The sequence below is a fragment of the Caballeronia sp. J97 genome (assembly GCF_905220305.1).
Classification (GTDB): domain Bacteria; phylum Pseudomonadota; class Gammaproteobacteria; order Burkholderiales; family Burkholderiaceae; genus Caballeronia.
This window is the reverse complement of sequence record NZ_CAJMZL010000007.1, coordinates 165797-188974: the sequence shown is the minus strand read 5'-3', so window position 1 is coordinate 188974 and position 23178 is coordinate 165797. Positions and strand designations below refer to the sequence as shown.

Below are 23178 nucleotides of genomic sequence, written 5' to 3'. Positions count from 1 at the left end.
GCTTGAACCCCCAGGGCGTCATTCAGGAGCAGATGATGATTTCGGTGGCATACATCGGACCGAGCGGCGATTGGGCTACCCGCGTTGAACGCCTTCCCGAGTTGAGGAGATTCAATCCGTGTGAGACAGGGACGGCGTCCGAACGAGTCGTTCATGACCGATTGCTTGCAGAGATGGAGCAAGCTCTGCGTTGTGACATCGTATTCTTACGCCTCGCTGAAGTGGGTAATTGCGATCGCTTTAGTTTCGAGAGGGACGGATACCTTAGCCGGCTCTCTCCAGGAACGGTACTGGTCGACCTGGATGGCGACCCGAGGTGGTGGAGCGAGGAAGCTGAGTTTCGACTTGAGCGGACCGGTGTCCTGCTGTTGTCAGCGACTGCGATCTTCGACCTTGGGTCAGAGACTAATACCGTACTCGTGTCGGGTTGGCAGGATGCGTATCGGAAGGCACTACCCGTTCTGGAAGCAATCGGCCCCTACGCCTATTGCGGTCCTCGATTGGTACATGCGTACGCGGTCGCCCTGATGAACCAGTCGATGTACCTCACCGGGCGACTCTTAAACTTGGAGTCGGTAGCCATGGGCTTCCGAGCTGGACTTTCGTTGACTGACTTGACGGAGGCGATAAATCTGAGCAGCGGTCGAAGTCGCATCTCCGAAGTGTTGCTTCCCGACTTGTTCAGGGACGACCGTAAAAAGGAGCAATCTCTGACGTCCGCCATGGACGACTTGAATCGGGTCATTAGCCTTGGCATGACGCTAGGAGTGCCCATGCCTTTGGCGAGCCACACACGCTCGCTGCTGGCAATGGGCGCGAATATGGTCGGGGCGAACGCGGATCTAAATGATATGCACACTGTCATTGGGTCTATGGCTGGAATTTCCCTCGAAAAGCCGCTTGCCGAGTTCAACCCAGTCGCCCGCACGGAAGCGTCCGATACTGACCTATCCTGGACCGCTTCCGCGCCGGTAATCGGTTACGTCGGGCTCGGGGCAATGGGTGCAGCGTTGGCGCGTCAGGCGTTGAGCGTTGCACGCGAGTTGCATGTCTACGATGTGAGTCAAGACCGAGTTAATCAACTCGTCAGGATGGGCGCTGTCCCAGCGCCCGACGTTCTGACACTCGCGCAAAAGTGCGACCTCATCATCCTGTGCGTACCGACGTCTGGGGATGTCGAGAACATCCTTTTTGGGGAACAAGGGATGTCTGGTGGGTTAAAGGCGGGAACAATCGTAATTGACCAAACAACCGGAAGTCCTTTCAAGACACAGATGATGGCCGAGAGGCTCCGGGAGCAGGGCGTCGAGTTAATCGACGCGCCAGTGACGGGCGGTCCACGAGGGGCGGCAGAAGGTACATTGGTAACTCTGTGTGGAGGACAGCCTGAGGCGTATGCCCTCGTGCATCCGATATTGGAGAGAATGGGCGGAAAGATTTCATATTTCGGCGCAAGCGGCGCCGGGCAAGCCGCCAAGCTCGTGAAGAATGCGCTAGGGGCGAGTAATCGAATCGCCGTTTACGAAGCACTCGCGCTCGCGTCAAAAATCGGCCTGAGGCTGGATTTACTGGATCGACTCATCGAACGAAGTTCGGGCTGGACTGCAGCCTTCCGTCGCGTCATCGGCGCAATTCGAACGGGCAAGCCTACAGCCGATGTCAAGCTCTCGTGGTATGTCAAAGACCTTGTACTCGTGTCGCAGATGGCGGCCGCCCTCCGCGTGCCTATGTCCATCGCGAATCTGGTTCGCTCGCGTGTTGAGGTCGCCCAGTCCGCGCTTGACGGAGATGTCAACGTCGATGCATTAGCTGCTCTGTTCGAGATTCCACTTACGTATAGCGAAGAGAAAAATGAGGCAATTTGACAAGTTTTATATTGACGGACGCTGGTGCGAACCTGTTGGCAAGGAAAGCTTCGAGCTAATTGATCCCGCAACTGAGCTTCCATACGGACGGGTAGCTCTCGGTGCTCAGGAAGACGTGGATCGCGCAGTAGCGGCAGCGCGCAAGGCGTTCGAGTCTTTTAGCCAGACGCCGAAGGAACAGCGCATCGAACTGCTACAAAACGTCGTTGAGACGTTCGCACGTCGGCAGGATGACCTTATGTCGGCAGTCACGCAGGAGATGGGCGCGCCTGCTGCACTAACCGCACAAACGGGTACCGCTTTGCAAGCCTTCCGGCAGGCTATAAGCACACTCGGCGACTATTCGTTTGAGAAGATGATGGCCGACAACATCATTCGGAGAGAACCGATCGGTGTCTGCGGGCTCATCTCGGCATGGAACTGGCCCCTGCAATTGCTTTGTACCAAGCTTGGATCAGCTCTGGCTGCAGGCTGTACTGTGGTGGTAAAGCCGAGTGAATACACGCCGGTCAGTGCATTGGTATTGGCCGAGGTCTTTGATGCTGCGGGCGTACCACCCGGAGTTTTCAACCTTGTCAATGGTGATGGTCCGACGGTCGGAGAGGCCATATCGAGACACCGCGGGATCGACATGGTTTCGTTCACTGGATCCACTCGAGCAGGTGTGCTCGTAGCCCAGGCTGCAGCCGATACGGTCAAGCGAGTGTGCCAGGAACTAGGCGGAAAGTCAGCGAATATCATTCTTCCAGACGCCGACCTGGAGGCTGCCGCGCGCTTTAACGTGACGAGAGGCTTTTCTAACACGGGACAATCGTGCCATTCTCCGACGCGTATTCTCGTTAAGGACGATCAACTTGAAACTTTCCTCGACTTCGCTCGCCGTGAAGCCGAAAAAGTGCGGGTAGGGAATCCACAGGACGCCAACACCACCATGGGGCCGGTTGTCAACCGAGCTCAATTCGAGCGAGTCCAGAGTTATATCGAAAAGGGAATACAAGAAGGGGCGAGGTTGATTCACGGTGGACCGGGGAGGCCTGACGGGCTCGGTAAGGGCTACTTCATTCGTCCGACGGTATTTGCTGACGTCACGCCCGACATGACAATTGCTCAAGAAGAGATCTTTGGGCCTGTCTTGTCGGTGATCACATATCGCGACATTGAAGAGGCTATTCAGATTGCCAACGGTACGTGCTATGGCCTTGGTGGCTATATTTTTGCTGGAGATCTTCGGGCTGCCCGGAAGGTTGGGGAGCGCATGCAGGCAGGACGCATATTCTTGAACGGCGCGCCGTCCAATAACGTAGCTCCGATGGGCGGATACAAACAGTCGGGAAATGGTCGCGAAATGGGCGTCTTTGGTCTCGAGGAGTACCTTGAAGTCAAAGCAATGATTGGTTTTGCCAATTCTTGAGAAAAGCACACTCGGCCACCTGACTGCCGGGCTGAAGGTGATTCCGCCTTCTTGACGTCCGCACGCGAGTCGTTCGAACTATATAAGTGAAACTACCGATCGCGCGTGTTTGTGCGCGTTCGGACTTCACTGCTAACCGAGTCTCGACCCTGGACGGACGTCTGCGCTTTGGTCTACCGGTCGAGGTCAGAGGGTGACTAATCAGGTCTAATCCAATAGAGCGCCTCGAAGTTAGCTCCCGCGCAAGAAAATGGAATTATCCGAAGGAGGAGATGGAGAGAAGTTAATCTCGACGTACCTAAATAGTACTGCATAGTAAAAGCCAATATAATACCAGTTTTTGGTAGGGGACGCGTCCGACGAAAAGAGTTCGCCATAAGGCCGTCCTAACAAAGCGATACAACTTATGGAGACTTCAATGAGAAATAAGCTGGTTCCCGCGATTTTTGCTGTCGGTTTGTCTAGTAATGTTTTTGCCCAAAGCAATGTGACGCTCTACGGAATCATTGATGAAGGTATCAACTACAACAGTAACGCTGGCGGAGAACGGCTCTATAATTTGTCGAGCGGCGTGCTGAATGGTAGCCGCTGGGGCCTGCGTGGCACCGAGGACCTTGGCGGCGGTCTTGGAGCGATCTTTGTCATTGAAAATGGTTTTGACGTGAATACGGGTAAGCTCGGCCAAGGCGGATTGGGATTTGGCCGACAGGCCTATGTTGGTTTAACCAGCCGGTATGGCTCAATGACCTTGGGGCGTCAGTACGATTCGGTTGTGGACTATCTGGGCTTGTTCGAAGTCGGTGATCAATGGGGTGGATATATTGCTGCCCATCCAGCTGATGTCGACAACTTCAACAACACCCAACGTGTCAACAGCGCCATTAAGTACGCGAGCAATTCCATCAATGGTCTGACGTTCGGTGGTGTCTATTCGCTTGGCGGTGTTGCCGGTAACGTGAGTCGTAACCAAATTTGGTCAGTCGGTACCAAATACTCGCAAGGGCCCTTCGCCATCGGTGTCGCATATCTGAATGTCCGCAATCCCAATACATCGTTCTACGGCTCTGGAGGAACGGTTGCGGCCACCGTTGGTGGTGTCCCAGGATCCAATCTGGGATCGTCTCCGGTTATCAATGGATATGCATCGGCACACACGCTTCAGGTGATCGGTGCGGGCGCGTCGTATACCTTCGGCGCTGCGACGGTGGGTGCAACATACTCAAGCACCAAGTATATGAGCCTCGGCGATCGTTCATCGGGGCCCGTGCCGGTGGGAGGAATAAGTGGAACCGCGACGTTCAACAATGCCGAGGCGAGCTTCAAATATCAATTCACGCCGGCTCTGACCGGTGGAGTTGCGTACGATTACACGCATAACAGCGGCGCGAGTGGTCTCGGTAGCGCAACATACCATCAAGCAGCGGCTGGCCTGGACTATTTCCTCTCGAAGCGGACCGATGTGTATACAGTGGCAGTTTTCCAGAAGGCGAGTGGTACCGATTCTACGGGTAAGACAGCGGTCGCGTCGATCAACCAACTGACGCCGTCCGACTCGAATCATCAGGTGGCGATTCGCCTCGGGCTGCGACACAAGTTCTAAGGACAGCAGGCTTTCTGGTTTCCGCAATTGCGCAACGCCGGGGCGGCGAAGGTCCTGCCCCGGGGGAGGGCGACGCCGTGTAGTGCAGGTCCTCGGCCTACTTTGGTTTCTCAGCGGTAAGAAGCATCGAGATCAAAGCGGGCCCGATGCCTTTTTGTCAACTCCGTGAAGTCTCTCCCAGTTTTGGTGGGCAAACTTAGTTTTTTGCGTGTGGTCTCGAGATTCCGTTCTTCCATAGAGCGCTTTGCATCGTCTCCAGGACGATACGGGTACGGGCAGTCGGTGGAGAAGAGAATACGGTCGGGACCAAGAACGTCGATGGCCCGCTGTAGATAGTCCGTGCTAGATATGCCACTGGCCGTCAGGTGAAGATTTTTTTTGGCCATTGTGAAGCAACGACTTTTTGCAGGCCAGACACGCGATCTAGCATGACGAGGCGCTCCAGGTAGGAATTCACGACTTCGCCCCAGTGCCCGAGAATGACCTGCAGATTGGGGTGTTGATCGAAGACACCACGCAGCGCCATTCGGACGAACTCAATACCGGCCTCGTAATGCCTACCAAGGCCGAAGGTTGAGAGAGCCGAGTCGACGAGCGGCGCGAAGCCTGTCTAGTAGTCTTTGCGAACGGAGGAGTGAGGAATTTGAGGGTGAGTCATCATCGGAACGTTGAGATCGGTCGCGCAGACAAAAGTGTCCTCGAACAGTTGATTGTCTAGATGCTTGTCGCCGAAGCGCACCGCTTTTGAGAATGGCACCACCGCCCCTCGAGTTCTGTCACCGCTCGGCGCAATTCACTAGCGGCTGATTTTGAAGTCGCGAAACACGCACGGCAATAGCTTCGAAGCGGGCCGGATTGCTGCGCACGGTTGCCGCCCCGCAGATCATGCAGCGCACCGCGTTGCTTCAACGTGCTCGCTAATAGATAGGGCGCAACGTCCGTGTACTTGACCTCGGTCCTCCTCGTCTGCGAAGGAAGCAATCTACTTTCCGGCCACAAGGTAACTGCCGTTAGAGAGTTTTGAGCTTCGCGTTCACCAGAGCGGCCAGGCCAGACAGGCCGCGGCGACGCCGCCGCCAGCTTCTCAGATATTGCGGATGATATTTTGAACGGCCACGCTGTCAGCGAAATCCCACATCGTGCCGTGCCCACCAGCCAAGAACGTTGCGGGATGCCGTGAAGGGAGTCGATCACCAAGCGCCTTGGAATGAGCGAGTGCTTCGGGAACCCCGTATGCAGTTTGGAGACCGGGTCGCACGGTAGCCGCATGGCACTGCGCGTCAATGACGCTTTGCCTGATACTCGACAACTGAGGAAATCTGTCGAGGCGCCAAGAATGAATAAAAGCCGCACCGAGCGACGCGGCTGTTCATGAGAGAACGGAGATGCCTCAGAACCGGTGAATAATCCCGACTCCGGCGGCGAACATACTTCTCGACGAGGAGGGGGTTGAATTGAATCCGTCACCGATTGTGGCGGTTGCGCCGATGATGTTGCCGGCGCCGTTGGTGCCTAGTGTCTGTCCGTTTGCGCGTTGATAAGCCTGAAGGGCATACAGGCCCGTTCGCTTTGACAACGCATAGTACTCGGAAAGATTAAACTGTTGATATTGTGCACTGCTGGTGATTCCGTTCGCTCTCGTTGCGCGAGTGTAACTGTAGGCGGCAGCCAAATCTAAGGGCGTGTTTGGCTTCCAGTGCAGTTCAACTCCTCCAGTATTGAAAATTTCAAGGTCGTGAAATTTCGATCCCAGTCCTGGAATATACTGGACATTCGTATAGATCGCTCTAATGTCGAAGGAGCCGCTGAAGGCGTAGCTCGCGCCAACGCCGAATCTCTGCTGCGCCTGAGCCGTCTGATAACCATTCGTAACCGCTGACACTCCGGCTTGGGCGCCATTATTGGACGTTGCTGAATCTACCCCGAATGCGCCACCGCCTGTTGTCGAGTTGTTTATTCTGGAAAAAGCAACCCCGAATCCAATAGGGCCCTGAGTGTATTGAAGACCCGTCGCCCACGTCGAGCCTCTATATGCACTCCCTGCTACGTTCCCGAAGGAATACGAGCTGCTAAACCTGAAGCCGGCTATGGTTGGTGACATGTATTCCAGAGTGTTGTTCGCTCGGTATGTTGTGTCAAGACCGTCGACGTCTCCAGGATGTGCTGCGAAATAGCCAGATGTCCAATTGGTTGGGCCGAACTGTTGAAGGGTCTGGAAATACGAGGCATACTGGCGACCTGCCGTGAGCGTACCGTAGTGATCGTTTGTCAGCCCGACGAACGCTTGACGATTGAACAGAAGTCCGCTTACTGATTGTGCGCCGGTCGAAGAGTTAAATCCGGCCTCCAACTGCGAGATTGCTTTGGTACCGCCACCAAGATCCTCGGCTGTCTTAAAGCCGAAACGGCTGCCTGCCCAGACACCGGTTGTCATTTTGATAGCGGATCGACCACCGGAGGTTGATCCCAAAGTAGTCTGGCTTGTCTGATAGCTAAAACCCTGGTCTACGATCCCGTAGAGCGTGACGCTACTCTGCGCGTGTGCCGCGGATTGCCAAAGCGCCGCTGTACCAGCAACAATAAGCGCCGATTGAAACTGCTGCCTCTTCATCTCCATTTCTCCTTTGTGGTTAGCTTTCGAGGGAAGCCTGATATGTGAGTAGTACTACTATAGAAACACGTGCGCGATAAGCTAACGCGCTGTATCGCGAGACTGCAGGTTTAGGCAAGCAGATCCCGCTCTCGGAAAGCTTAGTAAGCGTATTGAGGCGCCGATACGATCGGAAAATTTTGCGCGCCCCTATGATCCCGCTCTCGCCATTCTTCGAGCAAGGATGCGATTTATTGTTGGGGCGAAAACAGGCAGACTCGAATCATTGACCCCTCGGTGGTCACGCCCCCGTGATGCGTGAAATATGTATCCGCTTCAGTCCGCCAATCGGTAAACGCGAGCAGCAGTACCCCTGAAAAGGTATTGACGCTCAGTTGCCGAGAATTCTCGCGTCAGTTTTTTGAACGCGTTCCAAAGCACCTGGTAACTACACATTCCGCGATCTACGGGAAAGTTGCTTTCGAACATGCAACGTTGCGGGCCGAACAGTTCGATACAGACATCAAAATATCGCTTCCAGTTTTCCAGTAGTACGTCGGAGGAAGGTGGTTCAGGAAGTTCGTTAAACGCGAATCCACCATACCGCATGGCGAGTCCGCCAAGCTTGATCACCGCGTTTTCACAGCGCGAAACGATTTCGAGCTTCTTTCGCCATTCGACGAAGACGTCTTCGCGCCGATCTGCATAAGGGCCAATACCGAGCGGACCGCCTGCATGATTAACCACGACGGTAAGGTCGGGGTTGTCGCGACAAACTTGAGCGACTTCGTCCAATTGGGTGAAGAACGCCCAAAGGTCCAGCGAGAGCCCAAACTTGGAGATTGATCTCACAGCGGCCATCGCCTCGGGACGCGAGAGGACGTTCGGCACATTATCGGCTGGCAAGACTTCCTTGCTCTCGTGCCAAACGATAGTCGGACGCACTCCGCGGAAACGGTCACCTCCAGCCGCCAAATGAGATTCCAGCACAGGCTCGACCCGATTTCCAAGTAGCAGGTCGACGGTTCCAACGATGCCGGCACAAACCTTCGTCGGACCATAGAGGCCGCTGGCGCTCTGAGCCGCAATTCCGTTGATGAACTCCGTTTCTCCAATCGGCTTAAACTCTTCAGGACCAGAGGCACGGTACATGGATCTGCACTGTAGATGTACAGTTGCGACGACGTTGTGCCCGGATGTGAAGTCCTGCAGGGCCTCTTCGAGGAGGTACCGGTCGCCAGGATGATCCCAGAGATGATGGTGCGGATCGATAATCGGTAGCTCAGGCTCTACGATTTCTTCTTTGCGCCGTGCAAGCCATGCTAAGTCTGCAACCGGGTGAGCTTTCAGCGCCGCTTGGATTGATTCGTCAGGCATGGGTGATTGGGTACTCGTCAGGGTTCGCAGTTTCGAGAGCAAGACGCTCTCAATCAGTCGTTACTGATCTCGATGGGGCAAGGCGCTCGCAATCGGTCATTACTGGTCTCGATAGGGCGTGGTGCAAGGGATAGTCCACTTAGTCGCACCCTCGCCTTCTTGCGGGACTCAGGTCGAGGCGTTTGCTTGACGCGACTTATCATCCTGCCCAGCTGAACGGTTAACGAGAGAGTAGTGAGGTTTGCTAGCCATGATTGCGACCAGGCTAACGAACCCAATGAACATGGTGTATCCAAAGAACAGGCGAATGCCCCCACCTTGCGCTGCGATGAGCGCGGTTGCCACGATGGGCAGCGGGCCTCCGAAGATTGCGCCCGAGGTTTGGTATCCAGCGGAGATTCCAGTGTAGCGAACAGAAGTCGGAAACATGTCTGCAAAAAGGGAAGCTTGAGAGCCGTGACAGGCCGCGTGTCCAATACCCAGCACGAAGACATAGCCCACTACGATTCCAATGTAAGACTTTGCTTCAACTGCGAAACAGAAGGGGAGCGCAGAAGCGAGGAGTACAAAGATGCCCCACACGAAGACCTTTCTTCGACCGATCTTGTCTGCCAGCGCACCGTACATCGGGATGGTAAACATCTCGACTGCCGCACCAATACATACGGCGATCAGCATATCCTTCTGGTTCATGCCGAGCTTCGATACGGTGTAGGAAACCATTGCTACCGCGCATGTATAGAAAAAGGTGTTCGGCGCTGCTTGGGCGAACATTACGCCGAAGAGCTGCCTCGGATATTCGCGAAGGACGGTCATGAACGGAACCTTCTCGATGTTTCCCGAAGCCTTGGCCTTGATGAAGGCAGGAGACTCAGAAACCTTATTTCGGATGTACATGCCTACGCCGAGCATCCCTGCGCTGAGAAGGAACGGGACTCGCCATCCCCACTCCATAAGAGCCTGCTTGTCCAGGTTGATCATCAACAGGAACGTTGCGTTTCCGAGAAGCAAGCCAAAAAACGAGGCGCTCTGCGGAACGCTGCCGAAAAGGCCGCGTTTCGACTCATCAGCGTGCTCGACCACTGCGACGATAGCGCCGCCGTACTCGGCACCAGCGGAAAGGCCCTGCAGGATACGAAGTAAGACTAGGAGAATTGCGCCGACCGATCCCGCAGTCTCATAGGTGGGGAGAAAACCGATCAGAGTGGTCGCCGCGCCCATGATGATGAAGCTCCAGAGCAGAGTCGTTTTCCGCCCAATCTTGTCACCAAGGTGACCAGCAATAACGCCTCCGATCGGACGAACCAACCAGGCCGTGGCAAATGCCATGAACCCCAAGATGGTTCCAATGGTGGGATCGAAGGTAGGGAAAAATAGCTTGTTCAGAAAGAGCGCGGAAATGATCCCGAAGATAAAGAAGTCGTACCACTCGATGGTAGAACCGATGAAGGTCGACGCGACGATCAAGCGCCGCTGGCGGACGCTTGAGGTAGGGGCAGATGTATCCATGTAGTGTCTCCGTTCGACCCGGTTTGAGTCTGTTTTATTGAGGCAATCGCGAAGTTTCGAAAGCAAGATCAATCTAGCTCGGTTTACGGCTGCGGTCAATAAAATCAGAATCAGTTCCGTTCAGTGAAACTTATTGAGTTTCGTCTCACGCACGCATAATGCATTCGGCTCGAAATCTAGAAGCTTTGGGCAAGGCACCTATTGCGTATCAACTTGTCTCACTATACAGTACTTTTTAACGCCCAAACTCAGGGTATTCGCGGGGATGCGTGAGCCGTACTTTGGCAGGATAGGTGCTGCCGTATTCCTTTGGATTGATGGAGAGGAAACTAGATGAACGTTCTTGTCACCGGCGGTGCTGGCTTTCTTGGCGCCTATCTATCGAATGCGCTTCAGGCTGCTGGGCACGTGGTCTACACCTACGACATTGCATCGCCGCCTAAGGAGCTCTTGCATATTTCTCCCTTTTTGGAGAGCAACCTGCGTCGCGGGGCGATCGGTGACATTGACCGTTTGCTTACCGTGTGCCGGTCGGACAAAATTGATGCCGTCGTGCACGCGGCTGCCAGGGTGGGGCTCGAACCATCGTTGGACGATCCGGGTGGGTTCTATCAAACCAACGTGATGGGTCTGGTCAACGTTTGCGAGGTGGCTAGACAACTAGGCCTAGGCAAGGTGGTCTTTGTTTCAAGCAACACTGCATGTCATGCGGGGGTTGGCGCCGTTCAGAAAGAGACGGACCCGGCGTTCTCTATCACGCGAGCTAACCCTTCGGCGCACTACGGAACGTCCAAGATGATTGGCGAAGCCATCGGGTTGTCGTACGCCGACTTCCACGATCTGGAGTTCGTTGCGCTCCGGGTTGCCGCGGTGTATGGCTTTGGCATGCGCATTCCGCTTTACATCAAGCCAATGGTTGAAAACTCTGTCGCGGGAAGGCCGACGCGCTTTGAAACGGGAGGGCGGATGAAGAGGGATTTGACTCATGTGCTGGACGTGAGCCGCGCCGTCGCACTCGCGCTGGATTGTCCGAAAATCGCTCGTGGAACGTCTCGGGTTCTGAATATTGCGGCGGGGCGGCTTGTTTCGCCTGCGGAGATTGCGGAGATCGTCCGTCGAGTCGTTCCGGGAGCGGATATCGAGATTGGCAACGAGCTCACGCCAATCGAGGAAGAGAACCTCAAGTCGCGCGTTCCTTTGGACGTAACCTTAGCTCGCGAGGTCCTTGGCTGGTCTCCAGCCTGGTCTATCGAAGAAGGAATCGAAGAATACGCACAGCGCTTCCGGGATTCTCTGAAGGCCATTTAAAGGCTGCGCCATGGCGTCTGCTAACGCATGGCTCACGACGCAGCATTAGCGCGACGGAACGGACCCGAAGGCACGCGGTGGCAAAATGAGTTCGTCACCAGCATCAGCAATCGCCTCTGTGAGCATCTGGCCTGCTTTCACAACCTCGTTGCAGTAGGCCGGTAGGTTCTTTCGTTCCAATCGGTCTTCTCCGCCTGCGATGCCGACACTACCGACGGCGAGTCCTTCTGCGTTGAAAACGGGTGCCGACACGCCGAAAACGCCTTGATTGAACTCGCCGTGGCTGACAACAAAGCCGTCCTTTCGGATTGCCGCGAGCTTTTCGCGGAAGCCTTGCCAGTCAGTGCCCAGTGCCGCGCGCGCGATTGTGCGCTGATGTTGCTGAAAGATGCTTCTGAGCCGATGAGGGGGCACATACGGGAGGATCACCTTGGATGCAGCCCCAGAGAAGAGCGGTCGCCGTTGGCCTCGTGAGAAGAGATTAGGCGGGCTTCCTTCGGATAGGTCCTCCCTGATGCACATTACCGAATCACGATATAACGCACAAAGAAGGGCTGAATGCCCTGTACGCTTCACCAACTGGCGAAGAATCTTCCCCCCGGCCTTGTACAGCGGGTCGGACATCCGGATTTGACGGTCGAACTCAACGAATCGCGGGCCCAGGACGTATTTTCCGTTGGCAACCGCTTCAATCAGACCAGCTTCGTGAAGCGCTTTTATGTACCGATAGGACGTTGATCGTGACGTACCCAAGTAATTCACCAGGTCGCTCACGGGTCGGACGGGAGCCGCTGGCGTAAAAAGGTCAAGTATGCCCAACATGCGCCCGATGCTCGTCTGTGCTTCACTCTCTTTTTTCGAGGCAGCTTCCGTGGAGTCGCTCAACTGTGATGTTTGCCTTGCAGTCGATTTGGCCATTTTCTGCATTCCGTGTGGCTTAACCTGCGAAAAGTGGACCGCTTTGCGGATCGGCCCAACTTCTCGAGCGCTCACTGCTAAGGATTTGAGGATCGGCGTTGTTGTCGCAATAAATGCGACGCAATTATATCAGAATGCGGGAATTTATTCGTATAATGAATAATCGCGTTTGAAACTTTCGATCCGCGCGGATGGCTGCGTTCGACCGAGCGAGCCAAACGAGCCACTATCGCTACGACGTTTCCCTTCGCTGTCCACCGCTCGAAGAATTCCGCTTTCGCTGTCCCGTTAGATCGAGCTTGGCGCGGCTGCACGTATGATGTCTGCTGCGTCCTCAAGCTCTTCAATGCGCCAGGAGCGCTGGCACATGGTCGCTGCCTCTGACATAGGTATGTGAAGAAGCGCTTGATTGTAAAACTTTTCGTTGATGTCATCGTTGGACATCGGGTTCGTTACGCTTCCCTTGCAGTGTCCGATACAAACAGTTTGCTCCTCGCCGCTATCGAAGAGGACGTGCAAAACAGCGCTTTCCGGTGCGATGGCATCATCCGTCAGCACATTGATGCGATCCCTAAGTTGCGCGATGACCGGATCCTGAACCACTTGCAACTGTCCTTCAGCGATGCCCGCGCGGCCGTACCGGAGGGCGGTCGCCACCCAATGAAAAAGACTGACTTTGGCCTCGAGTACGTTCTCCGGATGCCGCCGAAATCCAAGTGCCATTGCGGACGGATGCGTGTGTAGGCGGACCTCTCTGATCTGGCGACTGCGGTCTGCGCCTTGAGAGTGGTGCCATTGAAGGGCCGCATCGACGACCGGATGTATGACGGCCCCACACGGATAGGGTTTGTAAGCGAGAGCTTCCACCTCGAACGGGCTGCCAAGGGGAGGTAAGAGATATTCAAAGTGAGGCGTGCTGGAGAACAGACTCAAATATCCGTACTTTCCTTCCAATGGAGCACGCGGGCCGTCGAACCCGTTCTGCGCGAGAATCGCTGCGCGCAACCCGGTTTGTGCCGCGTGACCAAAAATTAAGGTGGCACTCATGCTGCCATGAGCAGCTCTAAATCCGGACGACTGAGTGGCGGCGATTCCTATCGCCCAGCCAATCTGCTCGGAGGTCAGTCGCAGTGCTTTGGCCGCAGCCGCCGCTGCGCCAACGCCTGCGGCAATGCCCGTCTGCGACCATCCGATATCGCCCCGAGCGGGAGGAACCGATACCGCCTTGCTCAACCGACTGGCGATTTCGATGCCGAGCACCATCGACAGCAAGAAGTCGCTGCCAGTCAGTCGCTGCCGTTCTGCGAGGGCCAGAAGGGTCGTAGCGACTGCGCCACTGGGGTGTAAGAGCGCTTCCGAATGGGTGTCGTCAAACGAATAGGCCGCGGAGCTTAGGGCATTGATTAAAGCGGCCGTGAGAACATCTACGCGTTCAGGTCGGCCGAGAAGCGTACAGGTTTGGCCTCCGGCAAGCGGGATCAGTGCTCTAGCAGCCGTCTCGACAATTTCATGGTGGGATCCGCCGATACAACATCCTAAGATATTGACCAAGGCTCGCTTCGCTGATTCACGCGACGACGGCGATAGATCGGTTGATGTCGTGCGAAAGACGAACGAGGCAACGTCGTGAGTGAGCGTATCCGGCGGTGCTTTATCGTTCATGAGGTTTCCGTTGATCCGAATGCAGGTGCATCACTGGCGTCTGGTCATTGTTTCAGCCGACGCCGGTGGGCTAGACAGTTACATAGATGATCGAGTTGCTCGAATTGCTCTCTAAGAGGCCCAAGGGCTATTGTTTGCCGCCGTTCAACTCTTCCGTTTTGCGCAGTGACTGAGACTGCATGTAGAGGAAAACCTTCATGCTATCTTCGTCGCGATATCCGGCTGCCGCGGCTTCCTCATAGAGTTCAAGGATGCGCGGAGCGATCCAGGTAGGGGCGCCACACCGCTGCGCCTCCTCTAACAAGAGCGCTTCATCTTTTAGGCCAATGGTCAACGGGCCGTTGAACTTAAAGGTTCCCGTAAGAATTGCCGCCGGTACCTTGTCAGTGGTGGTGTAGTTGCGCGCAGAACCAGCATTGAAGACATCGTTAAGGACCTTCGGGTCAAGTCCAGCCTTGATACCCATCGCAAGGCCTTCAAACACCGCCAGGCGACCGGCCGCGGAGATGTGATTATTGATCACCTTTGCGACTTGGGAGACCCCTGGCTTGGCGCCAAGATAGAACAGCTTGGCTGCGAGTTTTTCCAGCAAAGGTTTCCCAAGTTCGAAATCGCCCTCGGCGCCCGAGGCCAAGATTGCGAGAGTGCCGGCGCGTGCTCCAGGCGGACCGCCACTGACTGGCGCATCAATCATTCCGACACCTTCATCCCGTAGACGCGAAGCAATCGACTCGATCGTGCTGCTTCCAATGGTCGAGGTTTCAATATAGACGCATATTTCCTTGCCTTTGACCACGCCGAACTCGCCAAGGGCGACATCTAGGCTTGCTTCTCGCGAGGGCATCGATGCGATCACGATCGAACATGCATTCGCCACTTCCAACGGGCTCGCTGCAACCTTTGCTCCCAATCGCTGTAGTTCCTGCACTGCTTCGGGATTCCGGTCGCACACAGTGAGATCGACACCTTGCTCGAGCAGGCGTAGAGCCATCGGCTTCCCCATGTTGCCTACGCCAATTAGTCCCACTCTTAACGGATTCATTGATGCCTCACACAAAAAATAATTTATTCAACGCTTGCTGCTTTTTGCCCCCAACCTGCTGGCAGCTTGCCCGATGGCAGGGGAAGTTCCGCGGCATTAAGTATGAAAGCTAGCGTCGTGTAGTAGCCGCATACCGCGAGAACATCAAGGCTCGTCGCGCTACCGAATCGGCATTTCAACGCACTGAAGGCGGAGTCCGACGGGCGGCCCTGCCAGGCAGTTTCGTACGCAAAATCGTAGATTAGTGAAGCATCCGAATCCAGCGGATCCGGCCTTCGTCCCGTGCCCAATGACGTAATAACGTCATCTGACAAGCCAGCCTCCCGCCCAATACGCGCATGGGCAAGCCATTCATAGTCGCTGGACCATCGATGAGCGGTGATTAGAACAGCTATCTCGACCAGATGTCCTGGCAATCCTGTTCGAAAACGCAGATGTTCCCCGAGCGCCTGCAAGTGATTTGCGAGTTCAGGGTTATGAATCAAGGCGATAAAAGGACCTTTTAGCGATCCTCTGGGGCCAGCGGCAATAGCGTCAGCGACTTGTCGCTGACGAGGTGACATTTCGTCTCGAGTCAGGATTTCATATTTGCTCATGCTTGGTCTCTATGCTGTTCCCGAAAATATGGCTCGTTTCAAAAGCCCGATCATGCGTAAGTGACGGCATGCGCGCCCTTGCGACCGACACCACGTCAAGGTCGATCTCGGCGCAGATGACATCTGGTGCTTCGCCGGCCGCGGCAACCTCCCGCCCGTCCGGGTCGACGATTAGGGAGTGTCCGTAAGTTTCGTGACCGCCTGGGTGCGTTCCGCAGGTGGCCGGAGCGACAACGAACGCGCGATTTTCGATCGCGCGCGCTTTCAACAAGGTATGCCAATGTAGCGATCCTGTCGCCCGGGTGAATGCGGACGGCACAAGGAGAATCTGAGCACCCGACTGCGCCAAGGCCCGATAAAGTGCTGGGAAGCGCAGGTCATAGCAGACAGTGATTCCCAGCCGTCCCCAGGGAGTGTTAACAAGAACGGCTCTAGTCCCCGGCGTGTAGGAAGACGATTCGCGAATTGTCCTCCCGCTTGGTAACGTGGCGTCGAACATATGGATCTTGTCGTATCGGGCAACGATTTCCCCTTGATCCGAGATGACAATTGACCGGTTAACGATGTTGCCTTCGTCTGTGCGAATGACGAGGGAGCCGAGTATCAGCCAGATGCGATGCTTTCGAGCAATCGAGACGAATTGAGGCAGTGCTGGATGATCTTCCTCACGAGCTGCGCTGTCGCGCATCGAACGGCCGCTCGCATGCAAGAAGAAGCTATATTCAGGGGTGGCGACTAGTGTCGCTCCCCTTTGGGCCGCGATCTCAATCGAACGTGAGACCTGATCTACGTTGGCGCGTAGGTCATCTGTCGGCGTAGTTTGCACACAACCGACGATGAAGCGTTCGTTGCTCATGACTTTGCGATACCAAGGATCAATCGAGCTTCGTCCGGAGTGGCTAAACGTGTTCCGAGAAGCTCGACAAGCTGTGAAGCTTTGCGCACAAGGGAGGCGTTGTCCGGGGCAAGCACTCCTTTTTCCAGATAGAGGTTATCCTCCAGGCCTACGCGTACATGGCCGCCGAGAAGCACCGCTTGCGCGACCATTGGGAATTCCGACCTCGAAACGCCGAACGCTGCCCACTGTGAACCGACCGGCAATAGACTCTTCATCGCCGCGAGTATCTCGGGAGTGGCCGGTGCTCCCCACGGCACGCCAAGGACCATCTGAAAGAGCGGCGTCGGTTCGAGCAGGCCTCGACGGATCATATCGATAGCCAACGCCACGTGTCCCGAGTCAAAGACTTCCAGTTCCGGCTTCACCCCAGCTCTTCGGATTTCTGCCGCAATGGCCTCCACGTGCGCCGGCACGTTGATGAGCGCACCTTTGCCAAAGTTCAGTGTGCCCATATCCAGACTGCAAATCTCAGGCTTCAATTCCAAGATATGGTGGACGCGCTCAATTGGTGGACGGAGGTTGGACCCTGCGCCCGCCAGGTTTGCTTCCGTGTCGCTAGGCACGAACCGGGCACCCGGGCCGGTCGTGAGGTTGACGATGACCGGACTTCCACTGTCGCGAATGCGATCTACAACCTCGCGGTACAGCGCAAGATCCATACTTGGTTTGCCTGACTCGGGATTGCGAACGTGAATGTGAGCGATCGCCGCACCCGCTTCGCAGGCTTCAATTGCGGCGGTGGCAATTTGAGCGGGCGTCACGGGGACAGCCGGATACCGTCCGGCGGTGTCGTCACCGCCAGTGACTGCGCAAGTAAGGATGACAGGCTGCTGCAAGATAATCCCTCAATATGTCAATGAAACAACGCGTCACTGTGCTAGGTGACATCGTGAACTTGGTGAGCCGACTCATGCTGACTGTCGGCCAGCCGTTCGATCGGATAGGGCACGATTAAGTCGTCAACGGTCAACAAACCCGATCATTGCCTTGACTTCGAGATACTCTTCCAAACCGAACACTCCCATCTCCCGCCCATTCCCTGACTGCTTGTAACCACCCATCGGCGCCGCCGGGTTCGAAGCGACTCCGTTCAGAAAAACACGGCCTGCGCGCATGCGAGATCCGACTTCGTGTCCCGTTTTCCTGTCGGATGTAAATACATAGGCCCCGAGGCCGTAGCGGGTGCCATTGGCAATTTCCAATGCTTGTTCTATGGAACGATAAGGCATGACAGCGAGGACGGGGCCAAAGATTTCCTCTTGTGCAATCGTCATCTCTGGCTTTACGTCTGCGAACACTGTGGGCTTGACGAAGTAGCCGCTCGTAAGTTCTGGCGGGCGTCCAAGCCCCCCACAAACGAGGCGAGCACCTTCGTCGATACCCTTCTGGATGTACATTTGTACTCGATCGAATTGAGCCTTGTTCACGACCGGACCAAGGGTCGTTGAAGCGTCCTCCGGATCTCCAACCTTGATCTTTTTGACCTCTTCACAAAGCAGGTCGATAGCCTGATCAAGCTGGTCCTCATGTACAAGCATGCGAGACGGAGCGTGACAAGATTGTCCGCTGTTAGAAAAGCAACGAGCAATGTTCCACTGGGCGGCCTGACGAAGGTCAGCGTCGGGCAACACGATGTTGGCAGACTTGCCGCCGAGCTCCTGACAGACGCGCTTGACGGATGCCGCGGCCGCTTGAGCTACCTGCACTCCCGCCCTGGTCGAACCGGTAAAGGACACGAGGTCAATATCTGGATGTGTGCTGATAGCATGGCCCACCGTTGGCCCATCGCCGATCACCAGATTAAACACGCCCGGCGGAACACCCGCTGCGTCCAGAATTTCAGTCAGAATGATGGCGCTCAGTGGCGTGAACTCGCTTGGCTTGGCAACAACGGTACAGCCCGCTGCAAATGCGGACGACAACTTCGTGCAGAGAATTTGCACGGGCCAGTTCCACGCGGTGATAAGTCCGCAGACACCGATAGGCTCGCGTCGAATGACGTTGATGCCTTCCTGAACTTCGAAGTTGTATCCGCGAAGGGTGGTAATCGCCTGTTGGAAACCCTGTAGCGCAGCTTGGGTCATGATGACCTGCGACTTAGGAGAGCCCATCTCAAGGGTGATAGCGGCCATCAGATCCTTCTGCCGTGCTTCGTAGACCTCGATGATTCTCTCGAACAGGGCAATCCTTTCCTCCTTGGAGGTTTCGGAGAAGGAGGGAAATGCCTTTCTGGCCGCCTTGACGGCGAGATCCACGTCGCGCGCGCTCGCGAGACAGACGCTTGCAATCGGGTTCTCAGTTGTTGGGCTGATCAGTTCGAGCCTTTTCGGGTCGACCGGAGCTACCCATTGGCCATCAATATAAATTGTCTCGTGATTTCTCATGACGTTAAGCCTCTTCTCAGCAAAGGAACGAAAGCGCGAGGCCGCTTTCAAAGTATGTGGACTCGACATCAGTGCGACTCAGTTACTGTGGGTGTAACCGCCGTCGCACGCGATTGTTTGGCCGGTTATGAAAGCCGAAGCGTTCGTGGAGAGGAAGATCGCAAGCCCCACCAGGTCTGTGGGCAACTGGCCCTTGCGCAGACATTGTTCGCTGAGAAGCTGGACGCGTCGCTCCTGCGTTGGATTAACCGCGCGGTCAACCTCCGTCGCGACGGCTCCCGGGCGGATCGCGTTTACCGTGATGCCAAATGGTCCGAGTTCACGAGCAAGAGAATTCGTCATTCCGATGATTGCGGACTTCGACGTGACATAGTGGAGGTAGTTAGCAACCCCCCTAGGGACTGAGTCAGAAGATGTGTTGATGATGCGTCCCCAGTTGGCCTTGCGCATGGCCGGAGCGACGGCCCTTGCGCATAGAAAAGTGCCAGTGATGTTGATGCGCATCACACGCTCCCATTCTTCAAGGGGAATTTCATCAAAAGGGCGCTTTGGCAGGGTTGCGAAGATTGCTGCGTTATTAATGAGCGTATCTACGCGGCCGTACTTGATGAGGGCGCTCTCAACCATCGCGTCGACAGATTCCCTCTCGCCCACGTCCACGGATACGGGCATGGACCGACCGCCAGCTCGCTCGATCTCGGCACAAACGCGTTTCGCGTTTTCGACGTTTAGATCCGCCACAACTGGGATCGCGCCGGCCGCCGCAAACTGCCGCGCATACTCTCGCCCGATCCCTTGACCTGCTCCAGTGATGATTACCACGCGCTCCTTAACGCTGAAATCGCGAGCCGACTCGGGCACGCCTGAGTCATCGGGTGCGTGAACGCTTGTTTGTTGATTCATCTCGAGTCTCCGATATTTAAAGGCATGAGCAGCTTCATACAAAGCTGGCTAGGTAGGAATTCAATGACAAGCGCTATGCGGATACCTTCCAGTTGAGGCTTTGCACTGCCTGCGTCGCGAAACGCATGTCGATGATTTCGCCGGACTTAATCGCCTTTGGGTCACTAACCCCGGGTACCATACCCATCGCCACCCACGACTCTAGGCTCCGCTGCGATACGAATGGTGTCTTGAATTGCGGAATACTTGAGGCCCATACATCAGGCCAGATCTCCGCCTTCACAACGGAGGAGTATTGCGATTTATAGAGCGTGTCACCGGCCGCCTTGGGATTTTCTACAATGTACTTTAGGCCGCGCGTGTCCGCTCTCACGATTGCCCGATATACATCCGGCTTTTGCTTCACGTCATCTGCGCGAGCCTCAATGAGATGACCGGTGATAGATCGGAAACCGGATATCTCGTCGCGGCCAACCGAGAACAGGATCACACCTCCAAGTTGAGACTGAGCTAGGCTTGAGCCCGGCGGAGCAGATACAAGGGCATCAATCGTTCCGTTTCCGATCGCTGCAATGGTGTTCTCAGTCGATTGTAGGGGAACAATCGAGGCATCGCTGGTGCTGATGTTGATTTGAGAAAGGACTCTTCTCGCGCAATAGTCGGTGACGCTACCCGGTGCGGACACACCAATACGAATCCCCTTAAAGCTTTTTGCCGTGGAGAGCCGGCGTTCGAAGGGCGTCGCGGCCGTGATGCCGTGCTTCTTCGCGTAATCGTTCGAGATAATAAAATAAAGGTCTTGGTACACACTTTGTGCCATCACGATCTTAAATTGCTGACCCCTGACCGTGGCTGCCAGTAATTCTCCGGGGGCAGTGTAGTACGCGTCTCCTGCGCCAGAAACGAGAGCCGTCATACCAGCAGGGCCGCTTCGGGTGTAGATCCGCTCAATGGTTAGGCCCTCGTCCTTGTAGTATCCCAGCGCTTCAGCGATAAACGTTGGAGCCCATGCGATCAAAGGGCCGCCACTTCCCATGAGCAGTGTCACGTGATCTTGCGGGCGTCCGTGGCTTATACCCGGCACGACGAGGCTTGCCGCGCCGGCAACCGTCAAGCCTAGCAATTGCCTTCGAGAAATTCGTCGATTGTTTGCCCCCACCTATAGTCTCCTGAAATTTAGTTGAAGCCGCGTTTTAGCTACGCCTGTCGTGAGATCAAGCTCCTTCAACGGGGCGCCATCGGAGAAGTCGCTTCTCAATAAGAACCACGAACGCATTGAGCAGTAACCCCAACGCGGTCGTAACTGCGAGAGTCGCGAAAAGACTCGAGGTATCGAATTGATTGGCGTAAAAGGAAACCAAGTAGCCTAGGCCGACGTTCGACGTGAACATCTCTGCCACAATAGCACCTGTCAATGCATACGTGACGGAGATGCGAAGACCGGCGAAGAGCCATGCGAGTGCGGATGGAATCAAGATCTTTCGGACCGTGTCAGAACGAGTAGCACCCATCACACGAATCACATCAATTAGGTCTTGATTTACATCGCGTACTCCCGACAAGGTATTCATGAACACAGGGAAGAACACCAGCAGCGCGATATAGATCACCTTTGTCTGAAACCCAATCCCGAAGTACAGGATAAACAATGGAATCAGTGCGATCCGAGGAATCGAGTAGAAGCCCACCAAAAATGGATTGAGGACCTTAGAGATGACACGACTAGTGCCGCATGCGACGCCCATCACCATCCCTCCGGCTACGCCGAAGGCGAAACCAACCAGCGCTTCTGCAATCGTTGCATATAGATTTCTTAGCAGGCCACCGCTATTCCACATATTCAACGCCGCGATGGCGATGCGCGATGGACTGCTAATCCAGAACGCGGATATCCACCGACCGCAAGCCCACTCCCAGACAAGAAGAGCGACTGCCGCCAAGATAAGCCGTGAAAGTACGACGATCCTTGTCTCTCTGCGGCGAGCCCTTATGCTCGGATCGACAACAAAAACCTCGTCTGCATCGGGCGTTCCCGACAAACCCGCGAGTGATGGTGCGACGGCTTTGGATTTGAAGTTGCTCATTAGACTTCCGCTCCTTGATGCATGTCTTCGCGAAGTGCTGCCCAGAGATTCTCGAAATACTCCCCGAACTCGGGAACGAATCGGATGGTGAAGACGTCTCGCGGCCTCGGTAACTCAATACGCTGAACGGTACGGATACGTCCGGGGCGCGCCGACATGACGATCACTCGGTCCGCAAGCGAGATCGCTTCCGTCAGGTCGTGAGTGACGAGGATGAGCGTCTTCCCCGAGCCTTCCCAGGTCTTCAGAAGTTCGGCCTGCAGCATAAGACGTAGTTGTGCGTCAAGGGCACCGAACGGCTCGTCCATAAGGAGGACGTCGGGTTCATAGACCAAAGAGCGGGCGAGCTGCGCTCTCTTGCGCATCCCTCCCGAGAGTTCGGCTGGATAGTGCTTTTCAAAACCCTTCAGTCCAACCAGCTCAATGTACTTTCTCGCCCGATCTCGACGTTCCGACGACGAAACATTGGAACGAGGACCGAGTTCGAACGGAAGCAGGACATTTGCTTCAACCGTTCGCCACGGCAAGAGGTTGTCACGCTGTGTGACATAGCTGACGTGAGTGTTCACCCCGGAAATCGGCTTGCCCTGATAGAGCACTTCGCCAACCCCGGGCTCCATCAGCCCGGCGGTCAGATTCAAAAGCGTCGACTTTCCGCAGCCACTCGGCCCGACAATGGCTAGCAGTTCGCCGGGCTCTACTCTTGTCGTCACGTTTGAAAGAGCGTGGACTCTCGTGTCTCCTTTATAGAAAACCTTCGACACGCTTCTGAAGTCAAGTATGGGCTGCATCACCTTTCCTCTTTGCAAGTTTCTTACAGAATCACCGATTCAAAAGCGGCTGTTGACCCGAGGTAACGAGGTGATCTCGGAGCCTCGGTCGTCAGCCGGAAACTAGCTAATCGGAAGGAAGTTAGCCTGCGCTCGCTGAACGCGCGGGTAGGCTGGTCGCGCCGCACTGTGCAAATTCGCCGCATCGTCTCCCCCGTCTCCGATTCGTCTCGTCGTTCCTCGGTGCCTTCGCGCCGCGAC

Annotated in this window: 19 protein-coding genes; 4 read left to right on the top strand and 15 right to left on the bottom strand. The window is 55.5% G+C overall.

The window, feature by feature from the left end; genetic code table 11:
- The first annotated feature begins 2 nt into the window (after positions 1-2).
- The 3 genes from U4Y90_RS12960 (at position 3) to U4Y90_RS12950 (ending at position 4876) form a co-directional block, all read left to right on the top strand.
- A complete protein-coding gene (locus U4Y90_RS12960) occupies positions 3-1865 on the top strand; it encodes an NAD(P)-binding domain-containing protein (protein WP_321794967.1) in 1863 nt (620 codons plus the stop codon).
- The gene (locus U4Y90_RS12955) at positions 1852-3276 is read left to right on the top strand and encodes an aldehyde dehydrogenase family protein (RefSeq protein WP_321794966.1); all 1425 of its coding nucleotides are present in this window, start codon (positions 1852-1854) and stop codon (positions 3274-3276) included. Before U4Y90_RS12960 ends, U4Y90_RS12955 begins: the two co-directional genes overlap by 14 nt.
- A 418-nt stretch (positions 3277-3694) precedes the next feature.
- Positions 3695-4876, top strand: coding sequence for a porin (locus U4Y90_RS12950; RefSeq protein WP_321794965.1), 1182 nt, complete (start codon positions 3695-3697; stop codon positions 4874-4876).
- A 361-nt stretch (positions 4877-5237) separates the two neighbouring features.
- On the opposite strand, the gene U4Y90_RS12945 is transcribed toward U4Y90_RS12950, so the two are convergent.
- The 4 genes from U4Y90_RS12945 to U4Y90_RS12930 all read right to left on the bottom strand — a co-directional run bounded on the left by U4Y90_RS12945 (position 5238) and on the right by U4Y90_RS12930 (position 10352).
- On the bottom strand, positions 5238-5402 hold the full coding sequence (locus tag U4Y90_RS12945; protein ID WP_321794964.1) for a hypothetical protein: 165 nt from the start codon (positions 5400-5402) through the stop codon (positions 5238-5240).
- Between the two features lie 864 nt (positions 5403-6266).
- Positions 6267-7487 carry a porin gene (locus tag U4Y90_RS12940; RefSeq protein ID WP_321794963.1) on the bottom strand — a complete coding sequence of 407 codons (1221 nt, stop codon included), beginning with the start codon at positions 7485-7487 and terminating at the stop codon, positions 6267-6269.
- Between the two features lie 315 nt (positions 7488-7802).
- The gene (locus tag U4Y90_RS12935; protein ID WP_321794962.1) at positions 7803-8843 is read right to left on the bottom strand and encodes an amidohydrolase family protein; all 1041 of its coding nucleotides are present in this window, start codon (positions 8841-8843) and stop codon (positions 7803-7805) included.
- 168 nt (positions 8844-9011) lie between these two features.
- Entirely contained in the window at positions 9012-10352 is a 1341-nt protein-coding gene (locus U4Y90_RS12930) for an MFS transporter (protein WP_321794961.1), read from the bottom strand.
- Between the two features lie 333 nt (positions 10353-10685).
- Here U4Y90_RS12930 and U4Y90_RS12925 point away from each other — a divergent pair, with 333 nt between their 5' ends.
- Entirely contained in the window at positions 10686-11660 is a 975-nt protein-coding gene (locus tag U4Y90_RS12925; protein ID WP_321794960.1) for an NAD(P)-dependent oxidoreductase, read from the top strand.
- 45 nt (positions 11661-11705) lie between these two features.
- Here U4Y90_RS12925 and U4Y90_RS12920 read toward each other — a convergent pair whose 3' ends face one another.
- The 11 genes from U4Y90_RS12920 to U4Y90_RS12870 all read right to left on the bottom strand — a co-directional run bounded on the left by U4Y90_RS12920 (position 11706) and on the right by U4Y90_RS12870 (position 22938).
- Positions 11706-12578 carry an IclR family transcriptional regulator gene (locus U4Y90_RS12920; RefSeq protein ID WP_321794959.1) on the bottom strand — a complete coding sequence of 291 codons (873 nt, stop codon included), beginning with the start codon at positions 12576-12578 and terminating at the stop codon, positions 11706-11708.
- A 288-nt stretch (positions 12579-12866) separates the two neighbouring features.
- The gene (locus U4Y90_RS12915) at positions 12867-14240 is read right to left on the bottom strand and encodes an MmgE/PrpD family protein (protein ID WP_321794958.1); all 1374 of its coding nucleotides are present in this window, start codon (positions 14238-14240) and stop codon (positions 12867-12869) included.
- 127 nt (positions 14241-14367) lie between these two features.
- Entirely contained in the window at positions 14368-15282 is a 915-nt protein-coding gene (locus tag U4Y90_RS12910) for an NAD(P)-dependent oxidoreductase (protein WP_321794957.1), read from the bottom strand.
- Positions 15283-15305: 23 nt separating this feature from the next.
- Positions 15306-15878 (bottom strand): carboxymuconolactone decarboxylase family protein, encoded by a 573-nt coding sequence (locus tag U4Y90_RS12905; RefSeq protein ID WP_321794956.1) that lies wholly within the window; start codon positions 15876-15878, stop codon positions 15306-15308.
- Positions 15865-16734, bottom strand: coding sequence for a carbon-nitrogen hydrolase family protein (locus tag U4Y90_RS12900; RefSeq protein WP_321794955.1), 870 nt, complete (start codon positions 16732-16734; stop codon positions 15865-15867). Before U4Y90_RS12900 ends, U4Y90_RS12905 begins: the two co-directional genes overlap by 14 nt.
- The gene (locus U4Y90_RS12895) at positions 16731-17615 is read right to left on the bottom strand and encodes a 3-keto-5-aminohexanoate cleavage protein (RefSeq protein ID WP_415749338.1); all 885 of its coding nucleotides are present in this window, start codon (positions 17613-17615) and stop codon (positions 16731-16733) included. The genes U4Y90_RS12900 and U4Y90_RS12895 overlap by 4 nt, the downstream gene beginning before the upstream one ends.
- Positions 17616-17735: 120 nt before the next feature.
- On the bottom strand, positions 17736-19160 hold the full coding sequence (locus U4Y90_RS12890; RefSeq protein ID WP_321794953.1) for an aldehyde dehydrogenase family protein: 1425 nt from the start codon (positions 19158-19160) through the stop codon (positions 17736-17738).
- 78 nt (positions 19161-19238) lie between these two features.
- On the bottom strand, positions 19239-20063 hold the full coding sequence (locus U4Y90_RS12885; RefSeq protein ID WP_321794952.1) for an SDR family NAD(P)-dependent oxidoreductase: 825 nt from the start codon (positions 20061-20063) through the stop codon (positions 19239-19241).
- 73 nt (positions 20064-20136) lie between these two features.
- Positions 20137-21222 (bottom strand): ABC transporter substrate-binding protein, encoded by a 1086-nt coding sequence (locus U4Y90_RS12880; protein WP_321794951.1) that lies wholly within the window; start codon positions 21220-21222, stop codon positions 20137-20139.
- A 55-nt stretch (positions 21223-21277) separates the two neighbouring features.
- Positions 21278-22147 carry an ABC transporter permease gene (locus U4Y90_RS12875; RefSeq protein ID WP_321794950.1) on the bottom strand — a complete coding sequence of 290 codons (870 nt, stop codon included), beginning with the start codon at positions 22145-22147 and terminating at the stop codon, positions 21278-21280.
- Positions 22147-22938 carry an ABC transporter ATP-binding protein gene (locus U4Y90_RS12870; RefSeq protein ID WP_087086944.1) on the bottom strand — a complete coding sequence of 264 codons (792 nt, stop codon included), beginning with the start codon at positions 22936-22938 and terminating at the stop codon, positions 22147-22149. The genes U4Y90_RS12875 and U4Y90_RS12870 overlap by 1 nt, the downstream gene beginning before the upstream one ends.
- Between the last annotated feature and the right edge of the window lie 240 nt (positions 22939-23178).

Excerpts from the sequence above, each read along its gene's own strand:
- U4Y90_RS12955 (WP_321794966.1), top strand. The coding sequence starts at position 1,852 with ATGAGGCAATTTGACAAGTTTTATATTGACGGACGCTGGTGCGAACCT.
- U4Y90_RS12950 (WP_321794965.1), top strand. The coding sequence starts at position 3,695 with ATGAGAAATAAGCTGGTTCCCGCGATTTTTGCTGTCGGTTTGTCTAGT.
- U4Y90_RS12945 (WP_321794964.1), bottom strand. The coding sequence starts at position 5,402 with ATGGCGCTGCGTGGTGTCTTCGATCAACACCCCAATCTGCAGGTCATT.
- U4Y90_RS12940 (WP_321794963.1), bottom strand. The coding sequence starts at position 7,487 with ATGAAGAGGCAGCAGTTTCAATCGGCGCTTATTGTTGCTGGTACAGCG.
- U4Y90_RS12935 (WP_321794962.1), bottom strand. The coding sequence starts at position 8,843 with ATGCCTGACGAATCAATCCAAGCGGCGCTGAAAGCTCACCCGGTTGCA.
- U4Y90_RS12930 (WP_321794961.1), bottom strand. The coding sequence starts at position 10,352 with ATGGATACATCTGCCCCTACCTCAAGCGTCCGCCAGCGGCGCTTGATC.
- U4Y90_RS12925 (WP_321794960.1), top strand. The coding sequence starts at position 10,686 with ATGAACGTTCTTGTCACCGGCGGTGCTGGCTTTCTTGGCGCCTATCTA.
- U4Y90_RS12920 (WP_321794959.1), bottom strand. The coding sequence starts at position 12,578 with ATGGCCAAATCGACTGCAAGGCAAACATCACAGTTGAGCGACTCCACG.
- U4Y90_RS12915 (WP_321794958.1), bottom strand. The coding sequence starts at position 14,240 with ATGAACGATAAAGCACCGCCGGATACGCTCACTCACGACGTTGCCTCG.
- U4Y90_RS12910 (WP_321794957.1), bottom strand. The coding sequence starts at position 15,282 with ATGAATCCGTTAAGAGTGGGACTAATTGGCGTAGGCAACATGGGGAAG.
- U4Y90_RS12905 (WP_321794956.1), bottom strand. The coding sequence starts at position 15,878 with ATGAGCAAATATGAAATCCTGACTCGAGACGAAATGTCACCTCGTCAG.
- U4Y90_RS12900 (WP_321794955.1), bottom strand. The coding sequence starts at position 16,734 with ATGAGCAACGAACGCTTCATCGTCGGTTGTGTGCAAACTACGCCGACA.
- U4Y90_RS12890 (WP_321794953.1), bottom strand. The coding sequence starts at position 19,160 with ATGAGAAATCACGAGACAATTTATATTGATGGCCAATGGGTAGCTCCG.
- U4Y90_RS12885 (WP_321794952.1), bottom strand. The coding sequence starts at position 20,063 with ATGAATCAACAAACAAGCGTTCACGCACCCGATGACTCAGGCGTGCCC.
- U4Y90_RS12875 (WP_321794950.1), bottom strand. The coding sequence starts at position 22,147 with ATGAGCAACTTCAAATCCAAAGCCGTCGCACCATCACTCGCGGGTTTG.
- U4Y90_RS12870 (WP_087086944.1), bottom strand. The coding sequence starts at position 22,938 with ATGCAGCCCATACTTGACTTCAGAAGCGTGTCGAAGGTTTTCTATAAA.